Source organism: Halobacillus sp. ABR2_026, from assembly GCF_056158545.1.
Genome location: NZ_JBSWTM010000001.1, coordinates 829,668 through 855,416, shown reverse-complemented (window position 1 = coordinate 855,416; position 25,749 = coordinate 829,668). Strand labels below are relative to the sequence as shown.

The 25,749-nt window shown below is 42.8% G+C and carries 25 protein-coding genes and 1 pseudogene; 7 read left to right on the top strand and 19 right to left on the bottom strand.

All coding sequences use genetic code 11. From position 1 onward, the window contains the following. Window positions 1-78 precede the first annotated feature (78 nt). A complete protein-coding gene (locus ACXADE_RS04330) occupies window positions 79-351 on the top strand; it encodes a hypothetical protein (protein WP_474979286.1) in 273 nt (90 codons plus the stop codon). Between the two features lie 3 nt (window positions 352-354). On the opposite strand, the gene ACXADE_RS04325 is transcribed toward ACXADE_RS04330, so the two are convergent. The 3 genes from ACXADE_RS04325 to ACXADE_RS04315 form a co-directional block, all read right to left on the bottom strand. Beyond that, on the bottom strand, window positions 355-609 hold the full coding sequence (locus ACXADE_RS04325) for a hypothetical protein (protein WP_474979285.1): 255 nt from the start codon (window positions 607-609) through the stop codon (window positions 355-357). A gap of 185 nt (window positions 610-794) precedes the next feature. Then, window positions 795-1,217 (bottom strand): hypothetical protein, encoded by a 423-nt coding sequence (locus ACXADE_RS04320; RefSeq protein WP_474979284.1) that lies wholly within the window; start codon window positions 1,215-1,217, stop codon window positions 795-797. 313 nt (window positions 1,218-1,530) lie between these two features. Next, entirely contained in the window at window positions 1,531-2,958 is a 1,428-nt protein-coding gene (locus ACXADE_RS04315) for an aldehyde dehydrogenase family protein (RefSeq protein ID WP_474979283.1), read from the bottom strand. A gap of 141 nt (window positions 2,959-3,099) precedes the next feature. Between ACXADE_RS04315 and purU the strand changes: the two genes are divergently transcribed. Both purU and ACXADE_RS04305 read left to right on the top strand, forming a co-directional pair. Continuing rightward, complete coding sequence (purU, locus tag ACXADE_RS04310) at window positions 3,100-3,996, top strand: formyltetrahydrofolate deformylase (protein WP_474979282.1); 897 nt, start codon at window positions 3,100-3,102, stop codon at window positions 3,994-3,996. Between the two features lie 105 nt (window positions 3,997-4,101). Beyond that, entirely contained in the window at window positions 4,102-4,596 is a 495-nt protein-coding gene (locus ACXADE_RS04305) for a L,D-transpeptidase family protein (RefSeq protein WP_474979281.1), read from the top strand. 119 nt (window positions 4,597-4,715) lie between these two features. Here ACXADE_RS04305 and ACXADE_RS04300 read toward each other — a convergent pair whose 3' ends face one another. The 3 genes from ACXADE_RS04300 to mbcS all read right to left on the bottom strand — a co-directional run bounded on the left by ACXADE_RS04300 (window position 4,716) and on the right by mbcS (window position 7,522). Beyond that, on the bottom strand, window positions 4,716-5,378 hold the full coding sequence (locus ACXADE_RS04300) for a reverse transcriptase-like protein (RefSeq protein ID WP_474979280.1): 663 nt from the start codon (window positions 5,376-5,378) through the stop codon (window positions 4,716-4,718). A 57-nt stretch (window positions 5,379-5,435) separates the two neighbouring features. Next, window positions 5,436-5,867 (bottom strand): GNAT family N-acetyltransferase, encoded by a 432-nt coding sequence (locus tag ACXADE_RS04295; RefSeq protein WP_474979279.1) that lies wholly within the window; start codon window positions 5,865-5,867, stop codon window positions 5,436-5,438. Between the two features lie 80 nt (window positions 5,868-5,947). Continuing rightward, window positions 5,948-7,522 (bottom strand): acyl-CoA synthetase MbcS, encoded by a 1,575-nt coding sequence (gene mbcS, locus ACXADE_RS04290; protein WP_474979278.1) that lies wholly within the window; start codon window positions 7,520-7,522, stop codon window positions 5,948-5,950. 201 nt (window positions 7,523-7,723) lie between these two features. On the opposite strand from mbcS, the gene ACXADE_RS04285 reads away from it, so the two are divergent. Beyond that, window positions 7,724-7,930, top strand: coding sequence for a hypothetical protein (locus tag ACXADE_RS04285; RefSeq protein WP_474979277.1), 207 nt, complete (start codon window positions 7,724-7,726; stop codon window positions 7,928-7,930). A 24-nt stretch (window positions 7,931-7,954) separates the two neighbouring features. On the opposite strand, the gene ACXADE_RS04280 is transcribed toward ACXADE_RS04285, so the two are convergent. The 7 genes from ACXADE_RS04280 to ACXADE_RS04250 form a co-directional block, all read right to left on the bottom strand. Continuing rightward, on the bottom strand, window positions 7,955-8,635 hold the full coding sequence (locus ACXADE_RS04280; RefSeq protein WP_474979276.1) for a GntR family transcriptional regulator: 681 nt from the start codon (window positions 8,633-8,635) through the stop codon (window positions 7,955-7,957). A gap of 39 nt (window positions 8,636-8,674) precedes the next feature. Next, on the bottom strand, window positions 8,675-9,523 hold the full coding sequence (locus ACXADE_RS04275) for a YitT family protein (RefSeq protein WP_474979275.1): 849 nt from the start codon (window positions 9,521-9,523) through the stop codon (window positions 8,675-8,677). 378 nt (window positions 9,524-9,901) lie between these two features. Continuing rightward, window positions 9,902-11,767 carry an ATP-binding protein gene (locus ACXADE_RS04270; RefSeq protein ID WP_474979274.1) on the bottom strand — a complete coding sequence of 622 codons (1,866 nt, stop codon included), beginning with the start codon at window positions 11,765-11,767 and terminating at the stop codon, window positions 9,902-9,904. A gap of 163 nt (window positions 11,768-11,930) precedes the next feature. Further along, window positions 11,931-12,800, bottom strand: a complete 870-nt coding sequence (locus tag ACXADE_RS04265) for a DNA-3-methyladenine glycosylase family protein (protein ID WP_474979273.1) — start codon at window positions 12,798-12,800, stop codon at window positions 11,931-11,933. Window positions 12,801-13,007: 207 nt separating this feature from the next. Beyond that, window positions 13,008-13,787 carry a delta-lactam-biosynthetic de-N-acetylase gene (gene pdaA / locus ACXADE_RS04260; RefSeq protein ID WP_474979272.1) on the bottom strand — a complete coding sequence of 260 codons (780 nt, stop codon included), beginning with the start codon at window positions 13,785-13,787 and terminating at the stop codon, window positions 13,008-13,010. 84 nt (window positions 13,788-13,871) lie between these two features. Further along, on the bottom strand, window positions 13,872-15,179 hold the full coding sequence (locus ACXADE_RS04255) for a Na+/H+ antiporter family protein (protein WP_474979271.1): 1,308 nt from the start codon (window positions 15,177-15,179) through the stop codon (window positions 13,872-13,874). A 111-nt stretch (window positions 15,180-15,290) separates the two neighbouring features. Then, window positions 15,291-15,440, bottom strand: a complete 150-nt coding sequence (locus ACXADE_RS04250) for an SE1561 family protein (protein ID WP_474979270.1) — start codon at window positions 15,438-15,440, stop codon at window positions 15,291-15,293. Window positions 15,441-15,580: 140 nt separating this feature from the next. Here ACXADE_RS04250 and ACXADE_RS04245 point away from each other — a divergent pair, with 140 nt between their 5' ends. Then, the gene (locus ACXADE_RS04245; protein WP_474979269.1) at window positions 15,581-16,459 is read left to right on the top strand and encodes a mechanosensitive ion channel family protein; all 879 of its coding nucleotides are present in this window, start codon (window positions 15,581-15,583) and stop codon (window positions 16,457-16,459) included. Here the strand turns inward: ACXADE_RS04245 and ACXADE_RS04240 are convergent. From ACXADE_RS04240 to ACXADE_RS04230, 3 genes are all read right to left on the bottom strand, one after another. After that, on the bottom strand, window positions 16,429-17,223 hold the full coding sequence (locus ACXADE_RS04240; RefSeq protein ID WP_474979268.1) for a YfkD family protein: 795 nt from the start codon (window positions 17,221-17,223) through the stop codon (window positions 16,429-16,431). The genes ACXADE_RS04245 and ACXADE_RS04240 overlap by 31 nt on opposite strands. 60 nt (window positions 17,224-17,283) lie before the next feature. Then, window positions 17,284-17,895: a YczE/YyaS/YitT family protein gene (locus ACXADE_RS04235; protein WP_474979267.1), complete on the bottom strand. Its 612-nt coding sequence runs from the start codon at window positions 17,893-17,895 to the stop codon at window positions 17,284-17,286. A 164-nt stretch (window positions 17,896-18,059) separates the two neighbouring features. Further along, window positions 18,060-18,452 (bottom strand): OsmC family protein, encoded by a 393-nt coding sequence (locus ACXADE_RS04230; protein ID WP_474979266.1) that lies wholly within the window; start codon window positions 18,450-18,452, stop codon window positions 18,060-18,062. 153 nt (window positions 18,453-18,605) lie between these two features. Here ACXADE_RS04230 and ACXADE_RS04225 point away from each other — a divergent pair, with 153 nt between their 5' ends. After that, window positions 18,606-19,775: an MFS transporter gene (locus ACXADE_RS04225; RefSeq protein ID WP_474979265.1), complete on the top strand. Its 1,170-nt coding sequence runs from the start codon at window positions 18,606-18,608 to the stop codon at window positions 19,773-19,775. Between the two features lie 925 nt (window positions 19,776-20,700). Here ACXADE_RS04225 and ACXADE_RS04220 read toward each other — a convergent pair. Together ACXADE_RS04220 and ACXADE_RS04215 are read right to left on the bottom strand one after the other, a co-directional pair. Next, the gene (locus ACXADE_RS04220; RefSeq protein WP_474979264.1) at window positions 20,701-21,393 is read right to left on the bottom strand and encodes an amino acid ABC transporter permease; all 693 of its coding nucleotides are present in this window, start codon (window positions 21,391-21,393) and stop codon (window positions 20,701-20,703) included. An 11-nt stretch (window positions 21,394-21,404) separates the two neighbouring features. After that, window positions 21,405-22,286, bottom strand: a complete 882-nt coding sequence (locus ACXADE_RS04215) for a transporter substrate-binding domain-containing protein (RefSeq protein WP_474979263.1) — start codon at window positions 22,284-22,286, stop codon at window positions 21,405-21,407. Window positions 22,287-22,520: 234 nt separating this feature from the next. Here ACXADE_RS04215 and ACXADE_RS04210 point away from each other — a divergent pair, with 234 nt between their 5' ends. Further along, the gene (locus ACXADE_RS04210; protein ID WP_474979262.1) at window positions 22,521-24,431 is read left to right on the top strand and encodes a heavy metal translocating P-type ATPase; all 1,911 of its coding nucleotides are present in this window, start codon (window positions 22,521-22,523) and stop codon (window positions 24,429-24,431) included. A 106-nt stretch (window positions 24,432-24,537) separates the two neighbouring features. Here the strand turns inward: ACXADE_RS04210 and ACXADE_RS04205 are convergent. Then, window positions 24,538-25,701, bottom strand: a pseudogene (locus ACXADE_RS04205) (IS3 family transposase). Window positions 25,702-25,749: the final 48 nt, after the last annotated feature.

The window sequence follows — 25,749 nt, the reverse complement described above, 5'->3', positions numbered from 1 at the left end:
ACACCTATCGTCTTTGTTTGACAAAAGAAGACAAAATCAGGACAGTATAAAGAGAAATATTCAGATTGGAGGGGCATTATGAGCGAACAAAAGAAAAAGTGGGAAACTCACTTCAACTCTTTGTACTTCCCATTGTTTACAGCCATTCCGATTGAAGTGTGGCTTTCGTTCAAGACCTCCCCTTTTTCAGGCGTTGAACGAACAATGTATATCATCGGGGTACTATTTTTAGCATTTGCAGGTGGGGTAGAAACGGATAGTGAGGATGATAAGCACCCGGTGTTTGGATACATCTACCTTATCGGTGCTTTAATATTCGGAGGTTCCGGGCTTTTCAGATGGCTTTTATGAGCATCAAATGAAGAAAAGCCACGGGAGGATCATAGGAATCAGGATAATGATCGTTACAATCAACCAAGCACTAGGATTTTCACTCGTCAGTTGTTTTCGGTACGACATCGCCCAGGCAAGCAGAAGCAGAAATGTCATCACGATGCTGCGCAAATGCAGATCTCCGTCTTTGTTGTTCATAAATATATAAACAGCACCTTCGGCTACAATAAGAATGCCGACGATGATATTAAAAATATGAGTGAACCATTTACTCATAGGATAAACCTCCTTCAAACCCTCTTTTATCTTTACCTTTTCCAAGTATATTACAACCTGTTCCATAAGGAAAAGTACAAAACGTGCACACTTTCTGACATCCCCCTCCTCTTTAAAAAGATTGCAGAGAACATCATCGTGAATGTCTGCCCATAATAAAACCAGCTGGATTCAAATCCAACTGGTTACAGGGTGTCAATGATCTCTTTCAATTCATGGGTCATTCTATAAACCGTTTCCGTATCCCGCAGGACTTTCCAATAATCTTCGTAGAAATACACTTCAAGGAGTATCTTTCCCTCACATGAGAGCTTCATCGCTCCTCTCACTTCCGCTACCATCCCGTCATTTTGAATCTCCGGGCTGTTTTTCATTTCCGTCAGAAAAGAGCGGACCACTTTCTCCTGCTCCACGTTATGGGCTTCCCTTTGTTTTTTCAAATCGTAATATGTAAGGGTAACCGGCCTTTCGTAGTCACTCCAATGATATGGAGTAATATCATCTTGTGTAAAGGCTACAGGATTATAAAAATACCGTTGATCAACATATATGTATGCACAAAGGATGACAAGGATCATTCCAGAAACAATGATAAGTTTTTTTCCCATTGGTTCACCTCTTCAATAGTTCCATGCAGATCTTACACCTTTAATACGATAGAAAGCAGCGGAAGTTTCATTTATTTCCAAAATCTTTCCTTTTCCTAAAATAAGAAGTATCGTTTCCTGAGTTCTCCCCTGGATTCTTTCTCTCCGCGGGAGGCTCTCACGAAAAGCGAGTCATTCCCCGGCAGACGCCTGCATATACCATAATGGAAAAATAGGCTTCTTCAACTATTTCTCAAAATAAATAACTATTACAATGGATCGAATGGGCAAATAAAAAGAGGCGGAAATGAATTCCGCCTCTTTTCTGCAGGGTTTATTGTTTTGGATAACCCAGAATTGTTTTAACTTCCAAGTATTCTTCAATACCATAATCGCCCCATTCTCTTCCGATCCCGGACTGTTTGAACCCACCAAATGGGGCTGCAAAATCTGCTTCTGCTCCATTAATTTTCACACGCCCTGCGCGGATGCTTGAAGCCACTTTCGCAAGCGTCTGTTCATCATTTCCAAATACATAACCAGCAAGACCATACTTCGTATCGTTGGAAATTTCTATAGCTTCTTCAATGGTGTCATAGGTAATCAAGCATGTGACAGGACCGAAGATTTCCTCTTGAGCAATTACCATGTTATTATCCACATCTGTAAATACCGTAGGTTTCGCATAGTAGCCTTTTTCCAGTCCTTCAGGCTTGCCTGTTCCTCCTACTAGCAGGCGTGCTCCTTCTTCCTGTCCTTTTTCAATATAAGATTGAACGGTATCCCATTGTTTTTTAGAGACTAGTGGACCGATATGGTTATCCCCTTGAGGATCACCTACAGGAAACTCAGGGAGTACTTTTTGGACAGCCTTTTCGAAGGATTCTTTCATGGAAGATGGAACCAGTACTCTCGTTGCTGCTGAACAAACTTGCCCGCTGTTCGTCGCAATATGGCTGACAGCTGCTCTGGCTGCATCTTCAACGTCTGCGTCATCCAGCACAACGAGTGGTGATTTACCCCCAAGTTCCAGAGCTACATTAGCAATTCGTTCCGACGCATTCTGCATGATTTTGGATCCGACAGCGCCAGAACCCGTAAAGGAAACAAAGTCGATATCAGGGTGGGAGCTGATGCCGTCACCAATGACTGAACCTGATCCATTCACAAGGTTAAAGACACCTTTTGGTACACCGACTTTATCGAAGATTTCAGTCAGGATAATGGCTGCAAATGGTGTCAATTCCGCTGGTTTTGATACAACCGGACTACCTGCTGCAAAGGCACTGGCAATTTTCGTTGAAATTTGATTCGTCGGGAAATTCCACGGAGTAATTAATCCACTCACCCCTACCGAATCTTTCATCACCGTGTGCCCCCCACGATCTTCAATAAATGAAAAGTTCCTCAATGATTCCGCTGCCTGGGAAAAATGATTGTACCCCATCATGTAATGTATATTTTCTGATATGGATTTGGGGGAGCCCAATTCTGCAGTGATCGTTTCAATGATCTCTTCTTTGCGATTTTCGTATTCAGCCGCTATATCCTCAAGCATCTGAATCCTTTCTTCTTTCGATGTTTTAGAGAAAGATGGAAAAGCTTCGCGTGCGGCCTGGACGGCTTTATCTAAATCTTCTTTAGTCCCAAGACTAATTGTACCGATCACTTCTTCTGTGGCCGGGTTGATCACGTCTTCTGTTTCATTCCCTGTAGATTCTACCCATTCACCGTTTATATAATGCTTTAGATGGTTACGCATGGTTAATTCTCCTTTTGGAAAGAAAATTTTTACTAGCTACATGGTGAATGTAACCGAATCCCTATCATTTAAAACATATCGACTTTCCAAATGACAGTCTCTCCACTATAATGGGGAGAACAAAAAGGAGGATGAGTATTGATGAGTTCGACCAACCAGCAGATTCAGCATTACTTAACCAGAAATGAAGATAAAGCACGCCTGCTCGTCAGTTGTCCAGATAAACCAGGGATCGTTTCCAGCATCTCGAAGTTTCTGTATGAGCATGGGGCTAACATTGTGGAATCCAATCAATTTACTACCGATCATGAGGACGGTACCTTCTTTTTACGGATCGTTTTCGCAGCAGACAATATGAAATCGAAGGAAGACCTGCTGAAGTCCAATTTCCATACCCTCGCCGATCATTTTCAGATGACATGGCGGATGACTTTTCTCCATGAACTGAAAAGGACAGCTATATTCGTTTCAAAAGAACTTCACTGCTTACGTGAGCTTCTATATGAATGGGAGAGCGGCGATCTCGTAACAGATATTCCGCTCGTTATCAGTAATCACGAATCGGCTAGAGAAATCGTCGAATCCTTCGGTATTCCTTTCTATTACATTCCGGCGAATAAGGATATCCGAGAAGAGGTAGAAAATCGACAGTTGGAGCTGCTCGAAGAATATGACATCGATTTAATCATCCTGGCGAGGTATATGCAGATCTTGACTCCTAAATTTGTGGAGAGTCATCCATCTAAAATCATTAACATTCACCATTCGTTCCTGCCGGCATTCATTGGAGCCAATCCACATAAACGGGCTTATAAGCGCGGCGTGAAATTGATCGGGGCTACTTCCCACTATGTAACTGATGACCTCGATGAAGGGCCGATCATCGAGCAGGATGTCATAAGAGTGGACCATCGGAACAGTGTCAATGATTTGAAGAAAAAAGGGCGGTTAATAGAACGTAGTGTTCTAAATAGAGCTGTCAAATGGGCGCTTGAGGACCGCGTCATTGTTCATGAAAATAAAACGATCGTCTTGTAGAAAAGAGAAATGTCTCTTTTCTACAAGCTTTTCCTATATCCATGGTCAAGTCTCCTGTACTTTCTACATAAGCTGTTAGAAGCGAACGAAAAAGGGGAGACGGGCATGATCCATATTGTGAAGCAAGGGGAAACGCTCGGCCAAATTTCACGAGATTACCGCACGCCATTGAATGGCATCCTCGCAGCCAATCAACTTCCAAACCCGAATATGATTTATCCGGGCCAGCAAATCAATATACCCGGCTTTCCCAATCCCTCTACGATCCCTTATCGGTTGGATGTATCAACATCTGAGCGAAAGCTGCGGTTGTACAAGGATAATTCTTTGCAAAAAGAATACCCGATTGCTGTTGGGCGCATGCTTTCAGCCACTCCAGTCGGCGACTTTTTCATCATTAACAAGGCGCCAGATCCAGGAGGACCCTATGGAACCATGTGGATGAGTTTATCTAAACAACATTATGGCATTCATGGCACAAATAATCCTTCGTCCATAGGTCAAGCTGTATCTAAAGGGTGTATACGCATGTACAACAAGGATGTAGAAGAGCTGGCGCAAACGATTCCTGTAGGAACACCTGTCACGATCCACCCATGATGAAGGACTTCTATGAAAGTCGCTGATGATCGTACGTTCGTTAGCTTCATGGAAGGACAAGAGGGAAAGCATCATAACAAACCAAAAAGTAAAAGGCGGTGGGAGCACTCCACCGCCTTTTACTTTTTATTTATTTCTGCATGACTGGTTACTTCCACACCTTTCAGTGCTTGGGAGGCGAGTCTGTCTGCTTCTCCATTGCCTTTTCTTGAAACTACTTCAAAGGTTGGAGTGATTCCCATCCTGTTCAACTGTTCCTCAATCCGATCGGCCCACTCATTCAACGACTCTTCCATCGTCGGCCATTCATCATTCATCTGGTTGATGACAACTTGAGAGTCACCAACAAACCGAACAGGCATATGGTTGACACCCATAAATTTCAATTCTTGAACCGCCAAATGTAATGCGGCATATTCTGCCTCGTTGTTCGAACTCAGTTCATCCACACGCGCATTCCTTCTCAGACGCATGTTCTTCCCATCCTGACTGTAATACAAAACACAGCCAAGACCTGCTTCACGTGTAGTTTTTTCAAATCCACCGTCAAAATAGACGGTAAGATCATGAGGTTCTGTTTGAATGTCATTCATGTATTTTTGTAAATCCTTCCGCTTCCACGTCGTGTCATATTCATCTACGAAAGTAATCGCTTTAGCTCGTCCTGTCTTTTCAAGATCTTCTGTGATCAAGAGCGCCTGACCGATCGTCATTTCTTCGGATCGAAAGAAAGCCTCTGTCTTTTTCGGGGTTTTATATGTAACTTCCAATCTGACTTTCATATCTATACCTCCTTTCAAAAACTCCCTGTTTTCCTTTATTATGGCCGAATTCTATTATTATTCATCCATACGTTTATAAAAACCGGTGGCTCTTCCCTCAAAACCAAGAGAATGATAAATGTGATGAGCCGCTTTTCGGTCTTCTCTGTTTCCACTGTTCAATACAACGGTTTTGGCCCCTTTACGAAAAGCCCAGCTTTCAGCTTCTTTCATGAGTTTTTTCCCTATACCTTTCCCCTGCTCCGATGCTGCCACAACAAAAGCTATTACCCGGATGTGTGGATCATCTGTGTGGTACGCATCGTTGAAGGTCATCCCGATCATTCCACACAAACCTTCATTCGTTTCATAGACGTACGTTTGATAATGATCATGGGACAAAATTCTTTGCAGACGGTTTTGGATTTGCCTTTCACTGGAAGGATAGCCGAGGTCAGCCATCAAAGGCACCAGCTCTCCTCCATCCTCAATCCTTGCTGCTCGGATCATTGCAATCCCCCTTCCTGTAATTCCCTTTACATCATAACAAAACCTGGAAGTCTTTCTCGACCTCCAGGTGTGAATGTTACTTATTTCAAGACATTTTCTTTTTGGCGAAGTTCTACTCTGCGGATTTTTCCGGAAGTCGTCTTCGGGAGCTCCCTTATGAATTCCACTTTCCGTGGATATTTATAAGGGGCTGTCAAATCCTTAACATGTGTCTGCAGTTGAGAAATCAATTCATCTGTCTCTTCATACCCATTTTGCAGAACGATATAAGCTTTCACTACATTTCCACGTACTTCATCTGGACTTGCGACCACGGCACATTCCTGTACAGCCTCGTGCTTAACAAGCGCGTCTTCTACTTCAAATGGGCCGATTGTATAACCGGAGCTGATGATAATATCATCGCTTCTTCCTTCAAACCAGAAGTAACCATCCTCATCCATTTTCGCCTGATCCCCTGTGACATAATAATTGCCTCTACGGGCCATCTTTGTCCGTTCAGGATCTTTATAGTACTCTTTAAATAAAGCAGGGGTATCCAGATGAACGGCAATATCTCCTACTTCCCCAGCAGCTACAGGAGTCCCCATTTCATCAATGATTTCCACTTGGTTTCCCGGCGTAGGGCGTCCCATCGATCCAGGACGGACCTCCATATCTTTCATAATACCAACAAGCAGCGTATTTTCCGTCTGCCCATACCCATCCCTCACGGTTACATCGTAGTGCTTTTGGAAGGTATCGATAACTTCACGGTTCAGTGGTTCACCTGCCGATACCGCACTGTGAAGTCCTGCCAGTTTATAATCCTTCAGATTGTCGACTTTAGCCATCAATCGATATTCGGTCGGTGTACAGCAAAGAACATTCACATCGTGTTCATCCATCAAACTCAAGTATTTTTTAGGATCGAACTTCCCTTGATAGATCAACCCCTGGGCTCCTGTACCAAGAACGGATAAGAAAGGACTCCAAATCCACTTTTGCCAGCCCGGTCCAGCTGTCGCCCAGACGGTATCTTCATCTTGGATCGCCAGCCATTTATAAGCAGCCGTTTTCAAATGGGCATATCCCCATCCATGCGTATGAACGACCCCTTTCGGATTACCAGTCGTGCCTGATGTATAAGAAAGAAAGGCCATATCTTCCCGGGAGGTATCTGCAGGAGAGAGCCGCTCGCTCTGGTCATCCATCAAAGCATCAAGATCTCTCCACCCTTCTTTGGCTCCGCCTACAGAAAACGTGATCAGTTCTTTAAATTCCCGTACATCGTGGAATTGATCAGTATACGGGTAATAGCTCACCACCCCGCTCACTTCCCCGTGTGTGATTCGGTACTGCAGATCTTTCGTCCGGAGCATCTCTGAACTTGGAATCACAACGAGCCCGACTTTGAGAGCCGCAATGTAGACTTGATAAGCTTCAATCAGGCGAGGGATCATGACCAAAACTTTATCTCCCTGCTTCAGTCCCTGTTCAAGGAAAGCGTTTCCAATTTTATTCGCATTTTTCATTAATACATCATATGTAACTTCTCTTTTCTCCCCTAGCTCGTTCAACCACAACAATGCTTTTCTTCCTGAATCAGATACGTATTTCTCCATTTCAGAAACGACGTTATACCTCTCAGGTGCAATCAATTCTTCTCTTTTCATAGCGGCTGCCTCCTTTTTGATGAGCGACTGTTCAGTTTGTCCATTCCATTATAGCAATTTTTCTTAATATTTCAAATAATGAATCATAAGTGATAAATGAAAAATCATCATGCCTCACTTCCAGGCACATACACTTAAATTGACAAACAATTTAAACTTTTCATATAATACTTGTAATCGTAATTCAGGGAGTGATCAGCAGTGGAAGCACGTCCAGCACGCAAGTCTCTCAAGCCTAACAATTATTCATTGCTTCTTGTATCCACCCTTATGGTGCTCGTTTTTTCATCCTTTTCCTTAGTGACGAAAAATTTCAATTATACGCTGGCATCCATCATTACCTTCGTCGTCATTAATCTACGACACTTTCTGATTACCGTCCGTTATCAAAAGAAAAAGAGCCTCTGAACCCCGCTGAGTCATCTCACCGGATCAAAGGCTCTTTTTCTTGTCTATCCAATTGTTCTCTTCGGAGAAAGACATGCTGTTCCAGCTTTTCTCCATATGCTGATCAATCAGTTCAAGAAGACGGGGCAAATCTTCATTCCTTAACGCATCAATCAGGAGTTCATGTTCCTTGAAACGTTGTTCTTCATATAAATCCTCATCAACAAAGACATCATATAACATGAGGTAGACATTGATTTGATTCAGTATACGTTCGGTGAAATCGATCAAAAATGAATGCTTCGTTTTCAAAGCAAGCGTCATATGAAACTGCTTATTCACATCCAAGTATTCAAGAATATTCCGCGTTTCATAAGTCTTTCTTTCATGTTCGGTCCATTCTTCCAACTGGACAAAGTCATCAGCTTCCATTTGGTCATAGATTTGTTCCAGCGTCATTTTCTCCAGATGCCGCCTCATATCAAAAGCCTGTCTTATTTCTTCAGGTGTAGGCTCCACAACAAATGCTCCGCGGTTGGAATAAATGTTGACTAACCCCTCCTGTTCGAGCTTCTTCATGGCATTACGAATCGGGGTACGGGATACGTTCAGCTCTTTTCCGATCATGTTTTCAACAAGCTGTGTCCCTGGGGGTAAATGACGAAACAGAATGTTGTTTTTCAAATAATCGTAGACGTCATCCGTTCTTGATTGTCGTTCTTTCAAGGAATCTCTAAACGTACGGTACTGGATAATATCCCACCTTTATGCTAAGCGTTTAAAGTTTTCGCCGAGAATTTCATTCATCGAATGGACGGTAATAAAAGCTTGTTCGTCTACAGCCGTCATATACTTTTTCAAACGTGTATAATCTTTACGACTTAAAATCGTTGTAATGACTTCTTTGTTTTCCTGATTAAACGCACCTTTAGCCTGATGGATAGTCGCGCCACGTCCGAGCTGATTCACGATGAAATAACGCACCTGCTCACTTTCTCTGCTGATGATGACAATTTCTTTATTGTCTTCAAATTGCTGAAGCATATAGTCAATAACGAGACCGTTCAAGATGACACCGAAAAAGGCGTACATCCCTACGGTTGGTCCAAATAGGAAAATGGAGGAAGTAGCAATGGCAATATCTGAAAAGAGAACCCCTTTTCCGACTTCGATCGAAAAGAATTTATTCAAAATCATCGCAAGGATGTCTGTTCCTCCAGTAGATGCCCCCTGGTGGAATACGAGAGCCATTCCTGATGCTGCAATAATCTGTCCAATGATCAATTGGATCAGAAGGTCGTTGCTCAATGCTTCCTGCATTGGGAAGTATGCTTCCAGCCCCCAGACCATAAACGATAACGCGAAACTTGCATAAATAGTCTTGAGACCGAATTGAAAACCTAAGAATATGAAACCGACGATAAAGAGGATGACGTTCAGGATAATCATGATCATTCCTAATGAAAGATCAGGCATGATTTTATTCAATACGATCGAGGCACCACTCACTCCTCCTGTGGCAAGATCGTTTGGTGATAGGAAAAAATGGACATTGATGGCTACTCCGAGCGCACCCAGGTTCATCAATAGAAAAGACCATACTTTTTTAAGCATCAGAAAGCCTCCTTTTATGTGAAAATACGTAAGAATTTGTCGAACGAAAATTGTAGTACAATCGGGATTATAGAGCCCATAAGAGGGTTTGTAAACAGCTTTTTACGTAAAAAAATATTTTATTTTTTGTAAGCGATTGAACCTAGAATTTTCAAAAAATAGCCCCGAACATCAAGATGATCCCCCCTTATTTGTTGAATGATGTCACGGGAAGAAGAAAAAGAAAGACACGGATTCCGTTCGTACCTTTTTGTCGAAGGCTCTGTTCCTGTAAAAGTATCTATTTAGGGAGAGGAGATCTTTCCTTTGTGGGATCGATGGAAGGTTGATTAGAAAATAGATCAAAATAAAAAACATCACCCAGCTGGGTGATGTTTTTTATTTCGGAAGAGTAACGGTCACTGTTGTCCCTGTTCCTTTTTGACTTTCATAAGCGATTTTACCATTTAAGTCGGAGACGATTTTTTTCGTGACCATCACACCTAAACCGGTCCCTTTTTCTTTCGTTGTAAAGAAAGGCTCTCCAATCTTCGCGAGTTCCTGGGGGGTCAATCCCGGCCCATTATCCCTAACGGAAAGCGTTAGGTTATCACTGGCCATTTGGATACTTACACGGACCTCTCCACCAACATCCACAGCGTCAATCGCATTCTTTACAAGGTTGATCAGAATTTGATTCAACCGCTTAGGTTCCGTTTCAAAAGTCCCTTGAATCGGGTCGCAGTCCAAGAGGAGATAAATCTGTTTTTCATTGGCTTCCGGCTCAAGAAGTCTCAGTACGTACGAGACCAGCTGTTCAGGGTCCACCTGTTCAAGTTGAATGGATGACTTCGGTTTGGAAAGCATCATGAAGTCCTGAACAATCGCTTCAATCCGATTAACCTCATCCAGGATGATTTCCTGATAGTTATCGCGAAGCTCAGGATTAGCCGCACCAATCTGCAGAAAGCCTTTGATAGCTGTCAGCGGGTTTTTTATCTCGTGAGCAATTCCTGCTGACATTTGAGTGATCGTAGACAGCTGTTGGGATTTTTCTTTGAACTCCAGCATTTCTTTATATTCGGTCACATCTTCATGAATACCGAGTACATATGAATTACCATAATAGGTCACAGGAAAGCCTTTCGTACGGATCCATTTCATTTTTTGATCAGGGGCAAGGAGACGATATTCGATTTCGCTTTCCTTTTTTACCATCTCACCGAAAGCAGCCCTAAACGAAGCGCGATCGGATTCGTGAACTTGATCCAGTAACCGTTGCGGATGCAGGAAAGCTTCCTGCCTGGAGATGCCGAACATCTCCTGAAAAGCAGGGCTTACATAATGGAGTTCTTGAAAGTTCGGCTCGCTGATCCAAAAGACATCTTTAATATTGTTGGCAAGCAGGGCAAATCTCTCCTCAGAAGCCCTTAATGCTTTCAATTGGTTTTTATATTCGGTAATATCCTGCAGGAAGACGGTAATTCCCATTTCGGTAGGGTGCACCGTAACATGGACAACCGTATCTGTCTGTTTCAAGAAACCTTCAAACTCGACAGTTTCCTGAGTTTCCATCGCTCTTAAATAGTGTTGGAAAAATCGATAATGGTCTTCTACAGGGAATATTTCCCATAATTTCTTAAAGTAATTTTGGTAGAAAGGAACTTTCGTCATTTCTTCCATCTTGGGGTTTGCATAGGTGACTTCCCAGTTATGATTGATCAAGGCTAGACCATGAGGGAACTTGTCTACAAGATACATCATTCTCTTTTGCAAATGGGAGGATTCAGCTCCAAACATCTGAATCATACTCCGCTGATTATGATATCCTACGGACCGGTTCAATGGTAATCCAGTCTCTTTTTGCTTGTTTGAAGAGAGAGAAGCTGGAGCAGGGCCTCTCCAGATAGCTTTCATGCTTTTCAAGGAAAAAGCAATTTGACCATTCGTTAAATGCGCCAGCTTGCATTGGTATTTATGCTTGTAAGTATCAGTCAGCTGGACAGAAGATTCCCGCAGGCCTTCTGTCAGCAGCTGGTGCAATACTTGTTGAAGACGTTCCTGCCCGGTATGGCCAAAACTTCGGATCCATTGAGAGAATGACATGTCCGACTCCTGAAGTTGAAGTGTTCCTTGCATCTCCTGATTTAGCGTAACCGACTGAAGACGCAAATCCAGTAAACATGCAGGTGTACCATTCAAACTTAGAACATCCAAAATTTCGCTGCTATGCACTTGGTCAGAATACCTCTCTCTAATAACCAATATTAAGACCTCTTTCCTTTTAGCCGTTCAGTATTTTCCAGTACGTTTTCCATTATAACGCAACTAAAAACAATTTTGAATATTTTCAAATTATTTCATCCACTATTTTTGTATCCTCTACAAAATATGAGACGGGAGACAAGTTTATGACGATTTCTGTTTATTACCCTTCAATACTCCTCCATAAAGTTAAAGAAGCATAACTTAAATAAGGCTCCCAATCCTGGCTCCACTCTTCCATTTGCTGATAAGAAGGTTTGGTTTCCATTTCGAAATACTGCTTCAAGGCGTTTTGGATTCCAATGTCCGCTTTTGGGAAGAGGTTCGGTCGACCAACACCGAACATCATCCAGTTCTCCGCTGTCCAGGGTCCGATTCCCCTCACCTTCACCAACCGCTTCATAATTTCCTCATCAGATTTTTGTGATAGGTCTTCCAATTGCAATTCTCCTTCGACAATCAGCCGGGAGGTATCGATGACATATTCAGCTTTCCGTTGACTGAACTGCAGTTCTCTAAGCGTGTCGTAGGATGTCTCGGCGACCGTCACGGGATCCGGGTAAAACCATACCCCATCCTTTTTGGTTCCCAGCTTCTCTACGAAACGTGTACTCAATGTATAGGCAAACTTCATATTCAATTGCTGATGAATGATGACTTTCATGAGGCAGTCATAAAGATGAAAGTCTTTAACAATTGGAGTTCCTGGATGAGCTTGATATAAGTCTTTTAAGTTCGTATCCAGGAAATGCTCATGCACTTTTTCTATATCTGTATTCCATTGAAATAAATCATGGATGTATGCGAGCAGCCGTTCTTTATCTTCATCACTGTCACTCGACACTTCGAATGAAGGTGCAGCGGTTGTGCCAAGACCCTGAACGCGGACGATGTGATGGGCTCCACCCAGTTTCACTGGAACATCAACCCAGCGTTCTTCCCTATCCAGGCGGGTGAGAGGATCAAACGACCATCGGAGTAGGGTATAATCAAAATCATAAAAAGTATTTGCTTTAAACTTTTCTTTCCACAAGCCGTATTTCCTCCCTTTTGTCGGACGATTTGTTTATTTTTTCTGGAGAATGGGAACTATGCCCTAATGACTTCTTTTACTCATTTCCATCTTCTATCCTTTTTAAACATTCTTCTACAATTCCACTGATATGTCCACCAGGCACCTTTTCAATTTTCCGTAAAAAGATAAACAAAAAACCACCACAAATGTGTGGTGGTTGCCGTTTCACAATCCCCATATCTGTTCGGGAATCATCTGTTTGACCATCAGATCATTCAAGCTGCCAAAGCGGTACCCTCTTTTTCTAAGCTCGTCAATCAACTGGTCCAACGCTTCCGCATTGTCCTGAGAGACCGTGTGGAGGAGAATAACGGCGCCTGGGTGAATTTGGCCGATCACACTTTCATATGCATACTGCCAGCCTCTCTGGTTATTCGTTTCCCAATCTACAAACGCAAGAGACCAGAAAGCATGGGTATAACCGAATTCCTTCGCCCATTTTAAAGTCTGTGCATTAAACGTCCCGCGTGGAGGACGCACAAATGACATCACGTCCTGTCCTGTTAAGTCTTGGACAGCCTGATCCACTTTTTCAAGCTCACGTTTCATGGTTTCTTTTGATACTTTTGTAAAGTCTGGATGACTCCAGGAGTGGTTTCCGATCAAATGCCCTTCTTTTGCCATGCGCTTCAACAATTCAGGGGCACTCTCAATGTAATGACCCGTCACAAAAAATGTTGCCGGGACATTTTTTTCTTTCAAAATGTCCAGTACATCTCCTGTATATCCCTGCTCATAACCATTGTCGAAGGTTAAATAAACGACAGGATCCCCTGATGGATCTACATAAAAACCATCATAGGTTTCAATCATATTCTTATAACGACCGACATCCGGAACGGAACCGTCCTTCTTTTTACTATATCCCCAGCCTTCTGCTGACGCCTGCACCGGCACAGCCAGTAGAAGAACTGCGACGAATGCAGCTATTGCCCGTTTCCACATAAGCACCACTCACTTTTTTCTTAGTATGTGTGGTCCGTCCGCGAATATAAAAAAAGTCATGTGGGAAAATTCCCCACATGACTTTTAAAGAAACAAAGAAGCGGCCCATCCGAAAATGAACAACGGAATGTTGAAGTGCAAAAAGGTCGGCACGCAAGTATCCCATATGTGATTATGCCTTCCATCTGCATTTAATCCGGAAGTCGGCCCAAGCGTACTGTCAGAAGCAGGAGAACCTGCATCGCCTAAAGCTCCTGCGGTACCGATCAACGCAGCGGTAGCCATAGGTGAAAAACCGGAGGCCAGACAAATTGGTACAAATAAAGCGGCCAGTATAGGAATCGTTGCAAAAGAGGAGCCGATCCCCATCGTTACGATTAAACCGACAAGCAATAATAAGAATGCAATCAGGGCCTGGTTATCCCCCAGATAATTTGAACTGACTTCAACAAGAGCGGAAACAGAGTCCGTTTCTGTCAGCACGTTCGCATACCCTGCAGCCACAAGCATGACAAAGGCAATGAATCCCATCATCCCGATTCCATCGTTCACGACTTTGTCCCCTTTATGATAAGGAACAACACGGAAAATGAACATCAAAATAATGCCTGCTAAAGCAGCAAGAATCAGGTTCTGCCAGAATGCCTGAATAACCAATGTCACAACGATCGCAATAATCGTCCATAGGTGCTGGAGGTTAAACGAAGTCGTCTGAACCTTCTCCATATCAAACCCTTGACCTTCTGTCGCCGATGCTGGAAGTTCACGCTTCTTCCGGTACGTAATGAATACGGCAATCAAAAGGCCGACAATCATTCCTGAACCGGGAATAATTAAAGAACGTGCAATCGACCCGATCCCAAGCTCGATGCCACTGCTGCTCATAGATGATTGGATCGTTTCATGGAAGATATAACCGAACCCTAACGGGAGCATGACATAAGGAGCTTTTAATCCGAATGTCAAAGCTGCCGCCACAGCGCGGCGGTCCAATTTCATTTCATCGAACAATTTTAACAAAGGTGGAATTAAAATAGGAATAAAAGCGATGTGCACGGGAATTAAATTTTGGGATAAGCTCGCCACAAAAGCGATGACAAGTACCATCATCGTACGTTTATTCTTAAGAACACGCAGAAGGTAATTAATCAGCAAAGAAGTGACCCCGGAATAGCTGATCGCTACTGCAAATGCGCCTAATAATATATAACTAAGGGCCACACTGGCCTGTTCACCCATACCGCCTACAAGCAGGTCCAATGAACTGACAAAAGTTTCACCGTTCATAAGTCCTGCCGTCAATCCAGCGGCAAGAATGGCGATAATGACGTTCACTCGTAATAAACTTAAAATCGTCATTACAAGGACAGAGACAACGACTGCCCATGCCATAAAACATTCTCCTCTCACTCTTTTCATACATTAACGATTTATCATGATAAAGCACGAATGTAAAAAAATCAACCCTCAAATGAAATGAGAGTCAATTCTGACGATAACCGTTTACTTCATGTTTTTTTCAAGGTCTTCCAACATGGAAATAAGACGATCGATATCTTCAACAGATGTTTCTTCCGGATCTAAATTTTCAATACGGCCCATAAATTCAGCCAGGCGTGCTTTCAAATCTTCCATACGTTCTTGCTGTGCCATTGTTCCGCACCTCTCTTCTTCATACTCTTACATTTTGACCACGTTCATCATAGTACAAGTCACCGGCACTGTCCATAGAGAAGGAATCCCCCCCAGCACAATGGTATAATGCTCAAGAGAACATTTAGGAGGAAGTAATCATGACACTAGCCGAATTCAATGAATATCTCGAACAAAACCCCGTCATACGACTACTGATTGTAGCGGCGGTTCTCTTTGTAATTGTCCTCATTCTTCGAAAAGTCATTCATACCTTTTTTAAGAAAACGGATTTTATTGAAGAACGAAAAGAAAATACGCTCGAATCGATGTTGAATTCCATCATCAGCTACTCAGCCGTTATCGGATTTATTCTGGTCGTTCTTGATGAGTTCACAGAGATTGAAAAATTATTAGCCGGGGCTGGCGTTATCGGAATCATTGTCGGTTTTGGGGCCCAAAGCCTGATTAAGGATTTCTTTGCAGGGATTTTCCTTCTCTATGAGAAGCAGCTTCATAAGGGCGATTTCATTACTGTCAACAACACGTTTCACGGAACAGTAGAAGACATCGGCCTCAGGTTCTTGAAAGTACGCCAGTGGAGTGGAAAGTTATTAACGATCAGCAATGGACAAATCAACACGATCGAAAATTACAATTTCGAGTACATGCGGGTGATTGAAAAAGTGACCACCAGTTTCCATCAAGACCCGAAACAGGTTTATCAAGTGTTAGAAAAAGCTTGTGAGCGGCTGAATAAGGAATTACACGAGTATTTGAAGAAAGACTTGAAAGATGATCCATATGAGCCTTTCCAAGTCTACGGCATGTCCTCCTTGAACCATGAGCACCGCGGGTATGAATATACAGTTGTAGGTGTCGTCAATGATTTAGTCTACTGGACAGCAGCAAAAAAAACGCGCCTCATTCTTGCTGAAGAGTTGTTTGAACAAAACATCTTCATGTCAGAACAGCGCGTAGAATTGAATTCAGCTTCTAATGAGAAATCCTATTTCACTTCAAATGAAAAGCTCACGTGATCTTGAATCGGGATCCATGCCCCGATTCCCTGTCTCGTGATATTTTTTACATTCAACGTTTTTTTGGAACCTTTAAGCTGAATGTAAACATCTCCGAAGGTCACTTCTCCTTTTTCGTTGACAGCTGGAGCATAGGCATGGAGAATGCCTACTTTATTTGTAGGAACTCCGTAAGAGTTTTTCTGTTTCGTTCCTTTCCCAATGACTGTGTTAAAAGATAACGGCAGTTTCGTATTCTTTTGAGCTTCCAGAAGGATGAGTTTCATCATCTGATCACTGTGACTGATCCTTGAGGTCAAGCCACCTTTGATCTGCTTTTCCTCTTTCTGTTCATAACTCAATTTCTCCGTTTGTTTTCCCCCGTGGTTGCTGTACTCGTTCGTATTGATCTCCTGATATTCCCAGTTGATATTTGTTTCTTTTGAGTCATAGGCCAGGGGCCATCTTCCAAGAAAAATCTCTCCTCGATAACCAATGGCAAACGGAGATGGTTTCAAAGATGTTTCATTCAACATCTCAATCAATTGCGGGTTCGTCAGACGAACATCCGTCTCTTCCATCAATTCTTTCGTTATTTCCTCAGCCTCCAGCAGTTCTTGATCGTCTGTGGAGTTCGGGTATGTGTTGTCTTTGGATATGTTCAGCACATGATTCGGAATCGTGCTTTCTTTCTCAGCCTTTTTATTTTCAGCGGATATGGACCCAGCACTAACGACCATGAAAATCCCAATAAATATGATCAGTCCTAACCTATTTATCTTCACATTATGGGCCACCTTTCTTTTTTTATATTTTGTGAAAGATGGCCCACAGTATACACAAAATTACGACAGCATCTTATTCATAACATGGTTTGCTTTTCCATCAAAAAATTGGATGAATGGTCCGATCAGTACGATGATGATGACAGTACCAATTCCAATTGGCCCCCCTAACAAGAGGGCTAAGACAAGAGCGAAGACTTCTGTCAGCGTCTTGGCTGTCCGAAGACTGAAACCAAACCTTTTTTGAAGGGCGATCATGAATCCATCCACTGGGTTCAAGGAGAATTGGGGTTGTAAATATAACGAGACACCAAAAGCGATGACCGCAATCCCCCCGATCAACAACCCAAGTTGAAGCCAGAAGGAATCGAGACCAAATGTGTCAAATACAGACAACATCCAGAAATCAATGAATTTACCGATGACAAAGATCGTGATTACGGCGAAAATATCCGGTTTTTCTTTAGCAATCCAAGCGTTTGTGACAATAAGCAGAGCTCCGATCAAAATGACCCAGCTTCCCACCGTGAAGCCGATGGTTTCTGTCAGTCCAACATTGAGTGCATCCCACGCTCCTGCTCCAAGGTTCGATTTTATGGTCAGAGTAATTCCAAGAGAAATGATAATTAAACCCATAAGATAAAAAAATGCTTTAATGCTGATATTCCTCATTTCAACCCTCTCCTCTTCCTTCATACTGCTCCAGGTAGTGTGGTGAAGGCACAACCATCTTCATACTCACCCTGCTCAATATCCGTTCATCCTGGAGATGTAAAGGTATACATAAGACATAAAAAAAGAGCGCTCATCCATTTTCAGGATAAGGCTCTTTCATTTTACTTGCTTAATTGTATGCACTCAAGCGTTTCTTCTACTTCGATACTATTTTTCACCGATTGCACCATTGAACAATTCTTTTGTGAAATGTCCAAGTTCTTCAATAATTTGTCCTGATTCAAGTGATATCCTTTGATGACATAATGGAGGTACACTTTTTCGATGCGATTCGCTTCGTCAGGGTTGCGCTCGACTTCTGCTGTGACTTTGATGTCCTCATATTCGGTACGCTGCTTATCAAGGATTTTCCTGAAAACCCCTATACTGCAACCTGCAATGGAAGCAACCATAAGCTGATAGGGACGGAAACCAAACGTTTCATCGCCTGAAATATTCATTTGACCATATTCAAACGATGTACGCACACCATTTTCTTTCAAATAAAAGTCCATGTTCTTTCACTCCTTTGACAATTTGCTGCGCCCTTAGTCTTATAATAACCGTTTTCAGTAAGGAAATAACCTTCTGCACCAGAAAGAATACTTGTCCCCTCCTGTCGTCTTCTTATACGATAAGGAAGTATGAAAAAAAGGGGGCGATCGCTAGTGGTTTCCAAACAAACAAGATTTTGGATTTTAATAGGTCTCGTAACCATTTCCGGATTTTCACAAGGGATGCTGCTTCCATTAATAGCTGTGATCCTTGAACAAAACGGAATTTCTTCTTCTGTCAATGGACTGCATGCCACGGGTCTTTATATAGGGATATTACTGTCCTCTCCGTTCATGGAAAAACCATTACAACGATTAGGATATAAGCCTATGGTCATGGCTGGCGGAGCCCTTGTCATTGTATCGCTGGCATTATTCCCCTTCTGGCAGGCGCTATGGTTCTGGTTTATGCTAAGAGTCACCATCGGCATCGGCGATCAGATCCTGCATTTCGGAACCCAAACCTGGATTACTGCGACGGCAGACCAACATAACCGTGGTCGAAGCATTGCTTACTATGGCTTATTTTTCAGTGTTGGATTCACGATAGGACCGCTGATGACCAACTTGCTGTCTTTCGGTATCCATGTCCCATTCATCATTTCTTCTCTCTTAAGTTTAGCCGTGTGGTTATTCATGATTCGGGTCAGAAATGAAATACCTGAAAAAGAACATACCACAGCCTATGGAACCAGTTCAATTAAAAGGTTTGGGAAGGCCATACGAACAGGATGGGTCGCTTTTCTCCCACCTCTCGCCTATGGGTTTTTAGAAGCAACTCTGCACGGCATTTTCCCGGTATACGGGATGAGAATCGGACATAATGTGAACGTAATATCCTTGATTATTCCATGTTTTGCTGCAGCGAGTCTCTTCTCACAAATTCCATTGGGGACGTGGAGTGATCGAATCGGAAGGAAAAAAGTGATTATGATCGTAGTAGCTGGAGGGATTGCTGCTTTTACCGGCTCTGCGTTATTTGAAAGCTCGATGATTGCTCTGTTTGTAACCTTTGCCATAGGAGGATTATTCGTAGGCTCTTTATTTTCATTAGGAATTTCATTTATGACAGACCTGCTTCCAAAGGAACTTCTCCCAGCCGGCAATATTTTATGTGGGATGGCCTTCAGTATTGGTAGTATTCTCGGGCCTTTTCTTTCAGGTTTCTTTCTTGATCTATGGCCGGACCTGTCTTTCTTTTACGTCATCGTTACGCTATTGATCATCGTTTTTGCAGCGACCTGGTATAAAAAAGACCCACACACTGAGGCACAACAGTCATGACGAACAGATGGTGATTTTTCCAGCAAAATGAATAAAGAAAAGAGACCTTACATTATTGAAGATTCCTCTCTTCTTCTGGAATGATCGATGCTACACTTTTAGCACAGTCTTACCAAGAGAAGATAAACCAAAGGCTCTGTTAAAGTTCAGTGTTGATATTTGCTTCAACGGATTGAGAGGAATTTATCCCCAAATGCCAAAACCTTAAGATGATCTCCTTTCAGGATGTAACCATTGAATCTTGTTGGATTATTATTTCGAAACGGAGTCTTTCGCTATAGGGCAGGATTCTTGAAGACTTGATTTCGAGAATTTTGTGTTGTGGATAGGGGCTGCGGGGAATGACTCGCTTTCCGCGGGAGCGCGGTGAGCCTCCTCGGACTACGTCCTGCGGGGTCTCACCAAGCACTCTCTTCCCGCAGGAGTCTCGCCATCCCCCTCCGCCCCTTAGCTATATCAGTGTCTCGAAACCCCTTCATGAACCATCCGCTATTCTAGTTGGTGAGATGATAAGGTTCATACGCCCAAACCGAGGTGCTCGAACCCGGAAAGCTTGATCCATAGCGTTTTATGCTTACAACAACCGGGGTAATGGAAGACCATTCAACTTTTGTAAAGGGGTTCGTTTACACCCTCTTGGAATGAGGGGGTGGGAAGCTGCGAGACTCCCGTGGGAGAAAGGAGATCGGCGAGATCCCGCAGGGCGATAAGCCCGAGGAAGCTCGCCACTCCCCCACAGGAAAGCGAGTGGCTTCCCAGCCACCCCTGACGCTCAACCAGGCAATGAACCCCTGGAACATCTCGAAATAAAGTCTTCAAGAAAAGGAGCTTTCGTTGAATAAGCCAAATATAAAAAAGGAACTTCCAAAAAATTGGAAGTTCCTTTTTTGGCAGTAATATCAACCCTAAACTTTAACAGAGCCCTTTATAAATATCGGTTGTGACGCTTCTCCAAATAGTCTTGAAGTGCAGAAAATATCATGGTAAGTGGCCAATAGACCAATGCAGCTGTAATATACATCGTCATTGAATCTACCGTACGGCCTGCTGCAATTTGTGCTTTATTCAAAATCTCAGGCACAGAGATCATTGCTGCTAATGAAGTTGCTTTAAGCAAATCAAGAAAGACATTGCCAAGCGGCGGAATAGCAATTCTCGTTGCCTGTGGCATAATGATTCTTCTGATGGTCTGCCAGTACGTAAACCCAAGCGCCCTGGAAGATTCCCACTGACCGCCGGGGACACTGTTCAGGGAAGCACGGTTGATTTCTGCAATATAGGCCGCACTGTTAGTCCCGAAGCCAATGATCGCTGCAACCGTTGCCGGCATTTTTATCCCTACGACAGGAAGACCGAAATACAAAACGAATAAGTAAACAAGGATAGGCGTTCCCCGCATAAATGAAATGTAAAAGCGTGCGGGCCATCTAAGCCAGACGCGTTCCGACCCCCGCGCCAACGCGAGGAAAAAACCCAGAATAAGACCGACCAACATACCGATCAAAGCCACCAATAATGTCATCGGCACACCTTCAAGGATAAAAGGAAGATTCGACCAGGCACGTTCCGCGTTAAAAAGCTTTTCGATTTGAATTTCGTTTATTTCAATACCTAACATAAGGGAGCTCCTTACAGGTCCAGTCCTTCAAGTTCACGGATATCCGCTTCTGGTTTTTCGGAAGCATCTTTACCACCAAAGAATTCCTCCGAAAGCTTTGTCAAAGTGCCGTCCTCGCGCATCTCCTGGAGAACTGCGTCGATTTCCTTCTTCATAACCGACGCATCTTTCGGCATGACGATGGCGGAGTTCGTAGGATGGAATTTCAAATCAGGGTGTAGCTGAACTTCAATATCAGACAGCGCCTTCAATGCAAGGGACTGTAAATAATAATCGTTAATGATGAAGTCTGTATTTCCATTTTCAACATCTCTCAAGTAAACATCATTAGTCACATTACCGTATGTTTTCGTTTCTGCCCCAAAGTGTTCGGCAATTTGGGAGAATACGGTCGTTGCTCCACCGCCGTGGGTTTTTCCTTCCAAGTCTTCCAGCTTTTCAATTCCGGATAGATCAGACTCACGGACAATCATCGTGGAATAAGAATATTTATATGGCTCACTGAATGTGAACTGTTCCTGGCGATCTTTCGTCACTTCCATGTCATTGATCACGGCATCGATACGACCACTGTTAATGGCAGATAGTAGACCATCCACACCATATTCTTCAAATTTCAATTCCAGACCAAGACGATCCGCCACTTCTCTCATGATCTCAACATCATATCCAGTCATTTCATCAGAACCTTCAGGATAATAAGACGCAGGGAAAAGCGTACCCGAAGTACCGACTACAATTTCGCCTTTTTCCTGGATTTCACTCCATTTTCCATCTGCAGCCTCTTCACTTTCCTGGCTGTCTGAACTACTCTCGCCTTCCTCACTTGAACCACAAGCTGCCAGAAACGCAGCAAGCATTAGTATAAGTATAAATAAAAGACCTTTGCGCATTTCTCTGTTTCCACCTTCCATATGTTTATTGCACCTGTCTAATATAGCAACTTGACACCTGTAATATCAACTGCCTTGATTAATTTTCAACCAATTCATCATTTTCACTTGTATTATCACCCTTTAATGATATGATAATAACATATATTAAATTAAAATTATTTTAATCTGAAAAACCATTCATCCATTTATAATGACTTTCATTCTCAATTAGAACAAGGAGTTGAAAATAAAATGAACAAATCCCACACATTAACATTCTCAGGACGGCAAAAATTACCACTGTTCACTTCGTTAAAGGAACATGCGGAACTGGCGGCTGCAATATTAAGTGGATGTCTTATCCTGTTGGCATGGTATGGTGAGCACCACTGGGGCCCTTCTGTTTATGTTGGTTTATATTTGGCCGCCTTCCTGATTGGTGGTTTTGCCAAAGCAAAAGAAGGCCTGGTAGAGACGGTTGAAGATCGCTCACTCAATGTGGAGTTATTAATGATTTTAGCTGCGATCGGATCCGCTTCGATTGGATACTGGACGGAAGGCGCTGTCCTCATTTTCATCTTTGCACTTAGTGGAGCTTTGGAAACTTACACGATGAACAAAAGTCATAAAGAAATCTCTGCTTTGATGAGCTTGCAGCCGGAAGAGGCTTTTCTTATAACCAATGCGGGTTATGAATGGGTCCCTGTAAAAACTCTTCAAATCGGGGATCATATCTTAATCAAACCGGGTGAGCGTGTTCCTGCCGATGGATCCATTGTTAAAGGAACTTCGACGATCAACGAAAGTGCGATTACCGGAGAATCCCTTCCTGTAACGAAACGTGAAGCTGGAGAAGTTTTTGCGGGGACGATGAATATTGATGGAAGTCTTGTCGTATCCGTCACTAAACCATCGAGTGAGACCCTTTTTCAAAAGATCATCACGATGGTCCAAAATGCACAAAGCGAAAAATCCCCTTCGCAATTGTTTATCGAGAGGTTTGAAAGTACCTATGTAAAAATCGTCTTGGCAGTTGTCGGACTTATGTTATTCCTTCCTCATTTCGTATTGGGCTGGTCCTGGATGGAAACCATTTACCGAGCAATGATCCTGCTAGTCGTCGCTTCGCCTTGTGCGCTAGTCGCTTCTATCATGCCGGCAACTTTATCCGCTATATCTAAAGGGGCAAGAAGCGGCATCCTTTTCAAAGGAGGCGTCCATCTGGAACATTTATCTCACTTGAAAGCGGTCGCCTTTGATAAGACCGGAACGCTCACGAAAGGAGAACCCGAAGTCACGGATTTCATCCCTTTGGAAGAAGACATGGAAATATCTATCCTGTCTGCTGTCTCCTCCATCGAAAGTGAGTCCAACCACCCTCTTGCTCAAGCCATTGTACGTTACGCAGTAGAACGCAATACAACAGTTCTCCCCGTTGAAAACGTAAAAGATCACAGCGGGAGAGGCGTAAGTGGTATCTATAATCATGAGAACTGGAAAATCGGTAAAGCTGACTTTGTGGGAAATGAGGCGGCTATCTCTTATAAAGACCATGCAGTTGAACGCCTATCCTCCCAAGGAAAAACTGTAATTTTCGCTGCAAAAGATGAGCAGATAGTTGCTCTGTTCGCTTTGAAGGATACAGTCAGGGAAGAAGCGAAACAGGCCATTTCAAACTTGAAAGCCCAAGGTGTGTACACCATTATGTTGACAGGTGACAATCCCCGGACAGCTGAAGCGATTGCTGAAGAAGTGGGGATGGACAATTTCATTGCTGAATGCTTGCCCAATCAAAAGCTGGAAGAAATCCGGACCTTAAAAGAACACTTCTCTCACGTAGGCATGGTCGGGGATGGAATCAATGATGCCCCCGCCCTTGCTGAATCTGATGTAGGTGTGGCCATGGGAGAAGGTACAGACGTAGCGTTGGAAACAGCGGATGTCGTACTCATGAAGAACGACCTTCCCAAGCTTGGAGAAGCCGTTAAAATATCTGGAAAGATGAACAAAATCATCAAACAAAACGTAATGTTTTCGGTGACCATCATCATGCTGCTAATCATTAGTAATTTCCTACAAGTGTTAGACCTTCCTCTTGGCGTTATCGGTCATGAAGGAAGCACAATTCTGGTCATACTGAACGGGCTTCGTTTATTGAAATGAACGACTTAAACATGGATTTCGATTAGGTAACACTTGAAGGGGACGATGTATAAAAGCCAGGGTCTCAAATTGGAGTGACACAGTTAAATAAGACTCAATAAAACACCTAGGCTGCCATTACTCTGAATTCAATTGGAGTTTGGCAGTTTAGTTTTTTAAATGGTCGACAATAATTGTAGTAATACATGTACGTTTCTACTTTTTCACGTACTGTATGGTTATCTAACTTCCCTCGATCTAGAGGGTTGAATTCTTCCGATTTTAATATGGAGTGGAAGGATTCGATGACGGCATTATCAAAGCAGTTTCCCCGCCGGGACATGCTTGTGATAATGCCTCTTTTTTTAGTCTCTTCCTGAAATTCATAAGACGTGTACTGTGACCCTTGATCACTATGAAGGATCACTTCATACACACCACGTCCTTCGCAAGCTTTCTTCAACGTATCCAATACTAATGATTTCTCTTGATTGTCACTAATGGAATAAGCGAGAATTTCATTATTGTACAAGTCCATAATCGTTGATAAATATAACATCTTCTCTCCATAAGGAAGGAAGGTAGGTAATATCTGTCACCCACTTTTCATTAGGTTTAGTAGCATCAAAATTTCGTTCTAAATAATTGGGTACAACAATCTTGCTTTCCCCGGCAATATAAGACTGTCTCTTCGGTTTCACACGACATTGAACATGATATTTCTGCATAATTCTTTGAACCGTGTTTCGATTCACCTTTATTTGATGTTCTTTACGTAAAAGATCTCGGACCATACGGTGACCTATTCGAAACTTTAAACCTTCACAAGTCTCAATGATCTTTTTCTCTAACACCGTTGGTCCCCATTCCTTTCCCCGCCAACGATAATAGGTGGCTTTAGCTACACCGAAACACTCGCAAATAGCTTTGATCTTGTACTTATGCTTAAAAGCTTCTACGACTTGGATGAATACTTCTGGAACCACTTCCTTTCGATTTCCTGATATTTTCCCAACAATTCCTCTCTCATTTCATAATAAGCAACTTTCTTCTTCAACAACGTAACTTCATTCTCATCTTTCGGACCTAACCCATTCGAATATTGTTTTCCTATAGGTTGAGCGAAACGGTGGTTCTCCCCGTTTCTAAACCATTTCATCCAAGTTTTAATTTGAGACTTATTCTTAATTCCAAACATATCCATCAACTCCTGGTTTGAATGGTTTCCCTCTAACTTTAATTGAACAACTTTCTTCTTAACTTCTTTTGGATAATGAATTTTTTTACCCATAAGAAAAACACCTCCAAGTGTAAGTAGTATTACAACTTTGAAGGTGTT

What these genes read in the sequence shown, in the direction of transcription:
- ACXADE_RS04330 (WP_474979286.1), top strand. Translation starts at nt 79, where the DNA reads ATGAGCGAACAAAAGAAAAAGTGGGAAACTCACTTCAACTCTTTGTAC.
- ACXADE_RS04325 (WP_474979285.1), bottom strand. Translation starts at nt 609, where the DNA reads ATGAGTAAATGGTTCACTCATATTTTTAATATCATCGTCGGCATTCTT.
- ACXADE_RS04320 (WP_474979284.1), bottom strand. Translation starts at nt 1,217, where the DNA reads ATGGGAAAAAAACTTATCATTGTTTCTGGAATGATCCTTGTCATCCTT.
- ACXADE_RS04315 (WP_474979283.1), bottom strand. Translation starts at nt 2,958, where the DNA reads ATGCGTAACCATCTAAAGCATTATATAAACGGTGAATGGGTAGAATCT.
- purU (WP_474979282.1), top strand. Translation starts at nt 3,100, where the DNA reads ATGAGTTCGACCAACCAGCAGATTCAGCATTACTTAACCAGAAATGAA.
- ACXADE_RS04305 (WP_474979281.1), top strand. Translation starts at nt 4,102, where the DNA reads ATGATCCATATTGTGAAGCAAGGGGAAACGCTCGGCCAAATTTCACGA.
- ACXADE_RS04300 (WP_474979280.1), bottom strand. Translation starts at nt 5,378, where the DNA reads ATGAAAGTCAGATTGGAAGTTACATATAAAACCCCGAAAAAGACAGAG.
- ACXADE_RS04295 (WP_474979279.1), bottom strand. Translation starts at nt 5,867, where the DNA reads ATGATCCGAGCAGCAAGGATTGAGGATGGAGGAGAGCTGGTGCCTTTG.
- mbcS (WP_474979278.1), bottom strand. Translation starts at nt 7,522, where the DNA reads ATGAAAAGAGAAGAATTGATTGCACCTGAGAGGTATAACGTCGTTTCT.
- ACXADE_RS04275 (WP_474979275.1), bottom strand. Translation starts at nt 9,523, where the DNA reads ATGCTTAAAAAAGTATGGTCTTTTCTATTGATGAACCTGGGTGCGCTC.
- pdaA (WP_474979272.1), bottom strand. Translation starts at nt 13,787, where the DNA reads ATGTGGAAACGGGCAATAGCTGCATTCGTCGCAGTTCTTCTACTGGCT.
- ACXADE_RS04255 (WP_474979271.1), bottom strand. Translation starts at nt 15,179, where the DNA reads ATGGCATGGGCAGTCGTTGTCTCTGTCCTTGTAATGACGATTTTAAGT.
- ACXADE_RS04250 (WP_474979270.1), bottom strand. Translation starts at nt 15,440, where the DNA reads ATGGCACAGCAAGAACGTATGGAAGATTTGAAAGCACGCCTGGCTGAA.
- ACXADE_RS04245 (WP_474979269.1), top strand. Translation starts at nt 15,581, where the DNA reads ATGACACTAGCCGAATTCAATGAATATCTCGAACAAAACCCCGTCATA.
- ACXADE_RS04235 (WP_474979267.1), bottom strand. Translation starts at nt 17,895, where the DNA reads ATGAGGAATATCAGCATTAAAGCATTTTTTTATCTTATGGGTTTAATT.
- ACXADE_RS04230 (WP_474979266.1), bottom strand. Translation starts at nt 18,452, where the DNA reads ATGGACTTTTATTTGAAAGAAAATGGTGTGCGTACATCGTTTGAATAT.
- ACXADE_RS04220 (WP_474979264.1), bottom strand. Translation starts at nt 21,393, where the DNA reads ATGTTAGGTATTGAAATAAACGAAATTCAAATCGAAAAGCTTTTTAAC.
- ACXADE_RS04215 (WP_474979263.1), bottom strand. Translation starts at nt 22,286, where the DNA reads ATGCGCAAAGGTCTTTTATTTATACTTATACTAATGCTTGCTGCGTTT.
- ACXADE_RS04210 (WP_474979262.1), top strand. Translation starts at nt 22,521, where the DNA reads ATGAACAAATCCCACACATTAACATTCTCAGGACGGCAAAAATTACCA.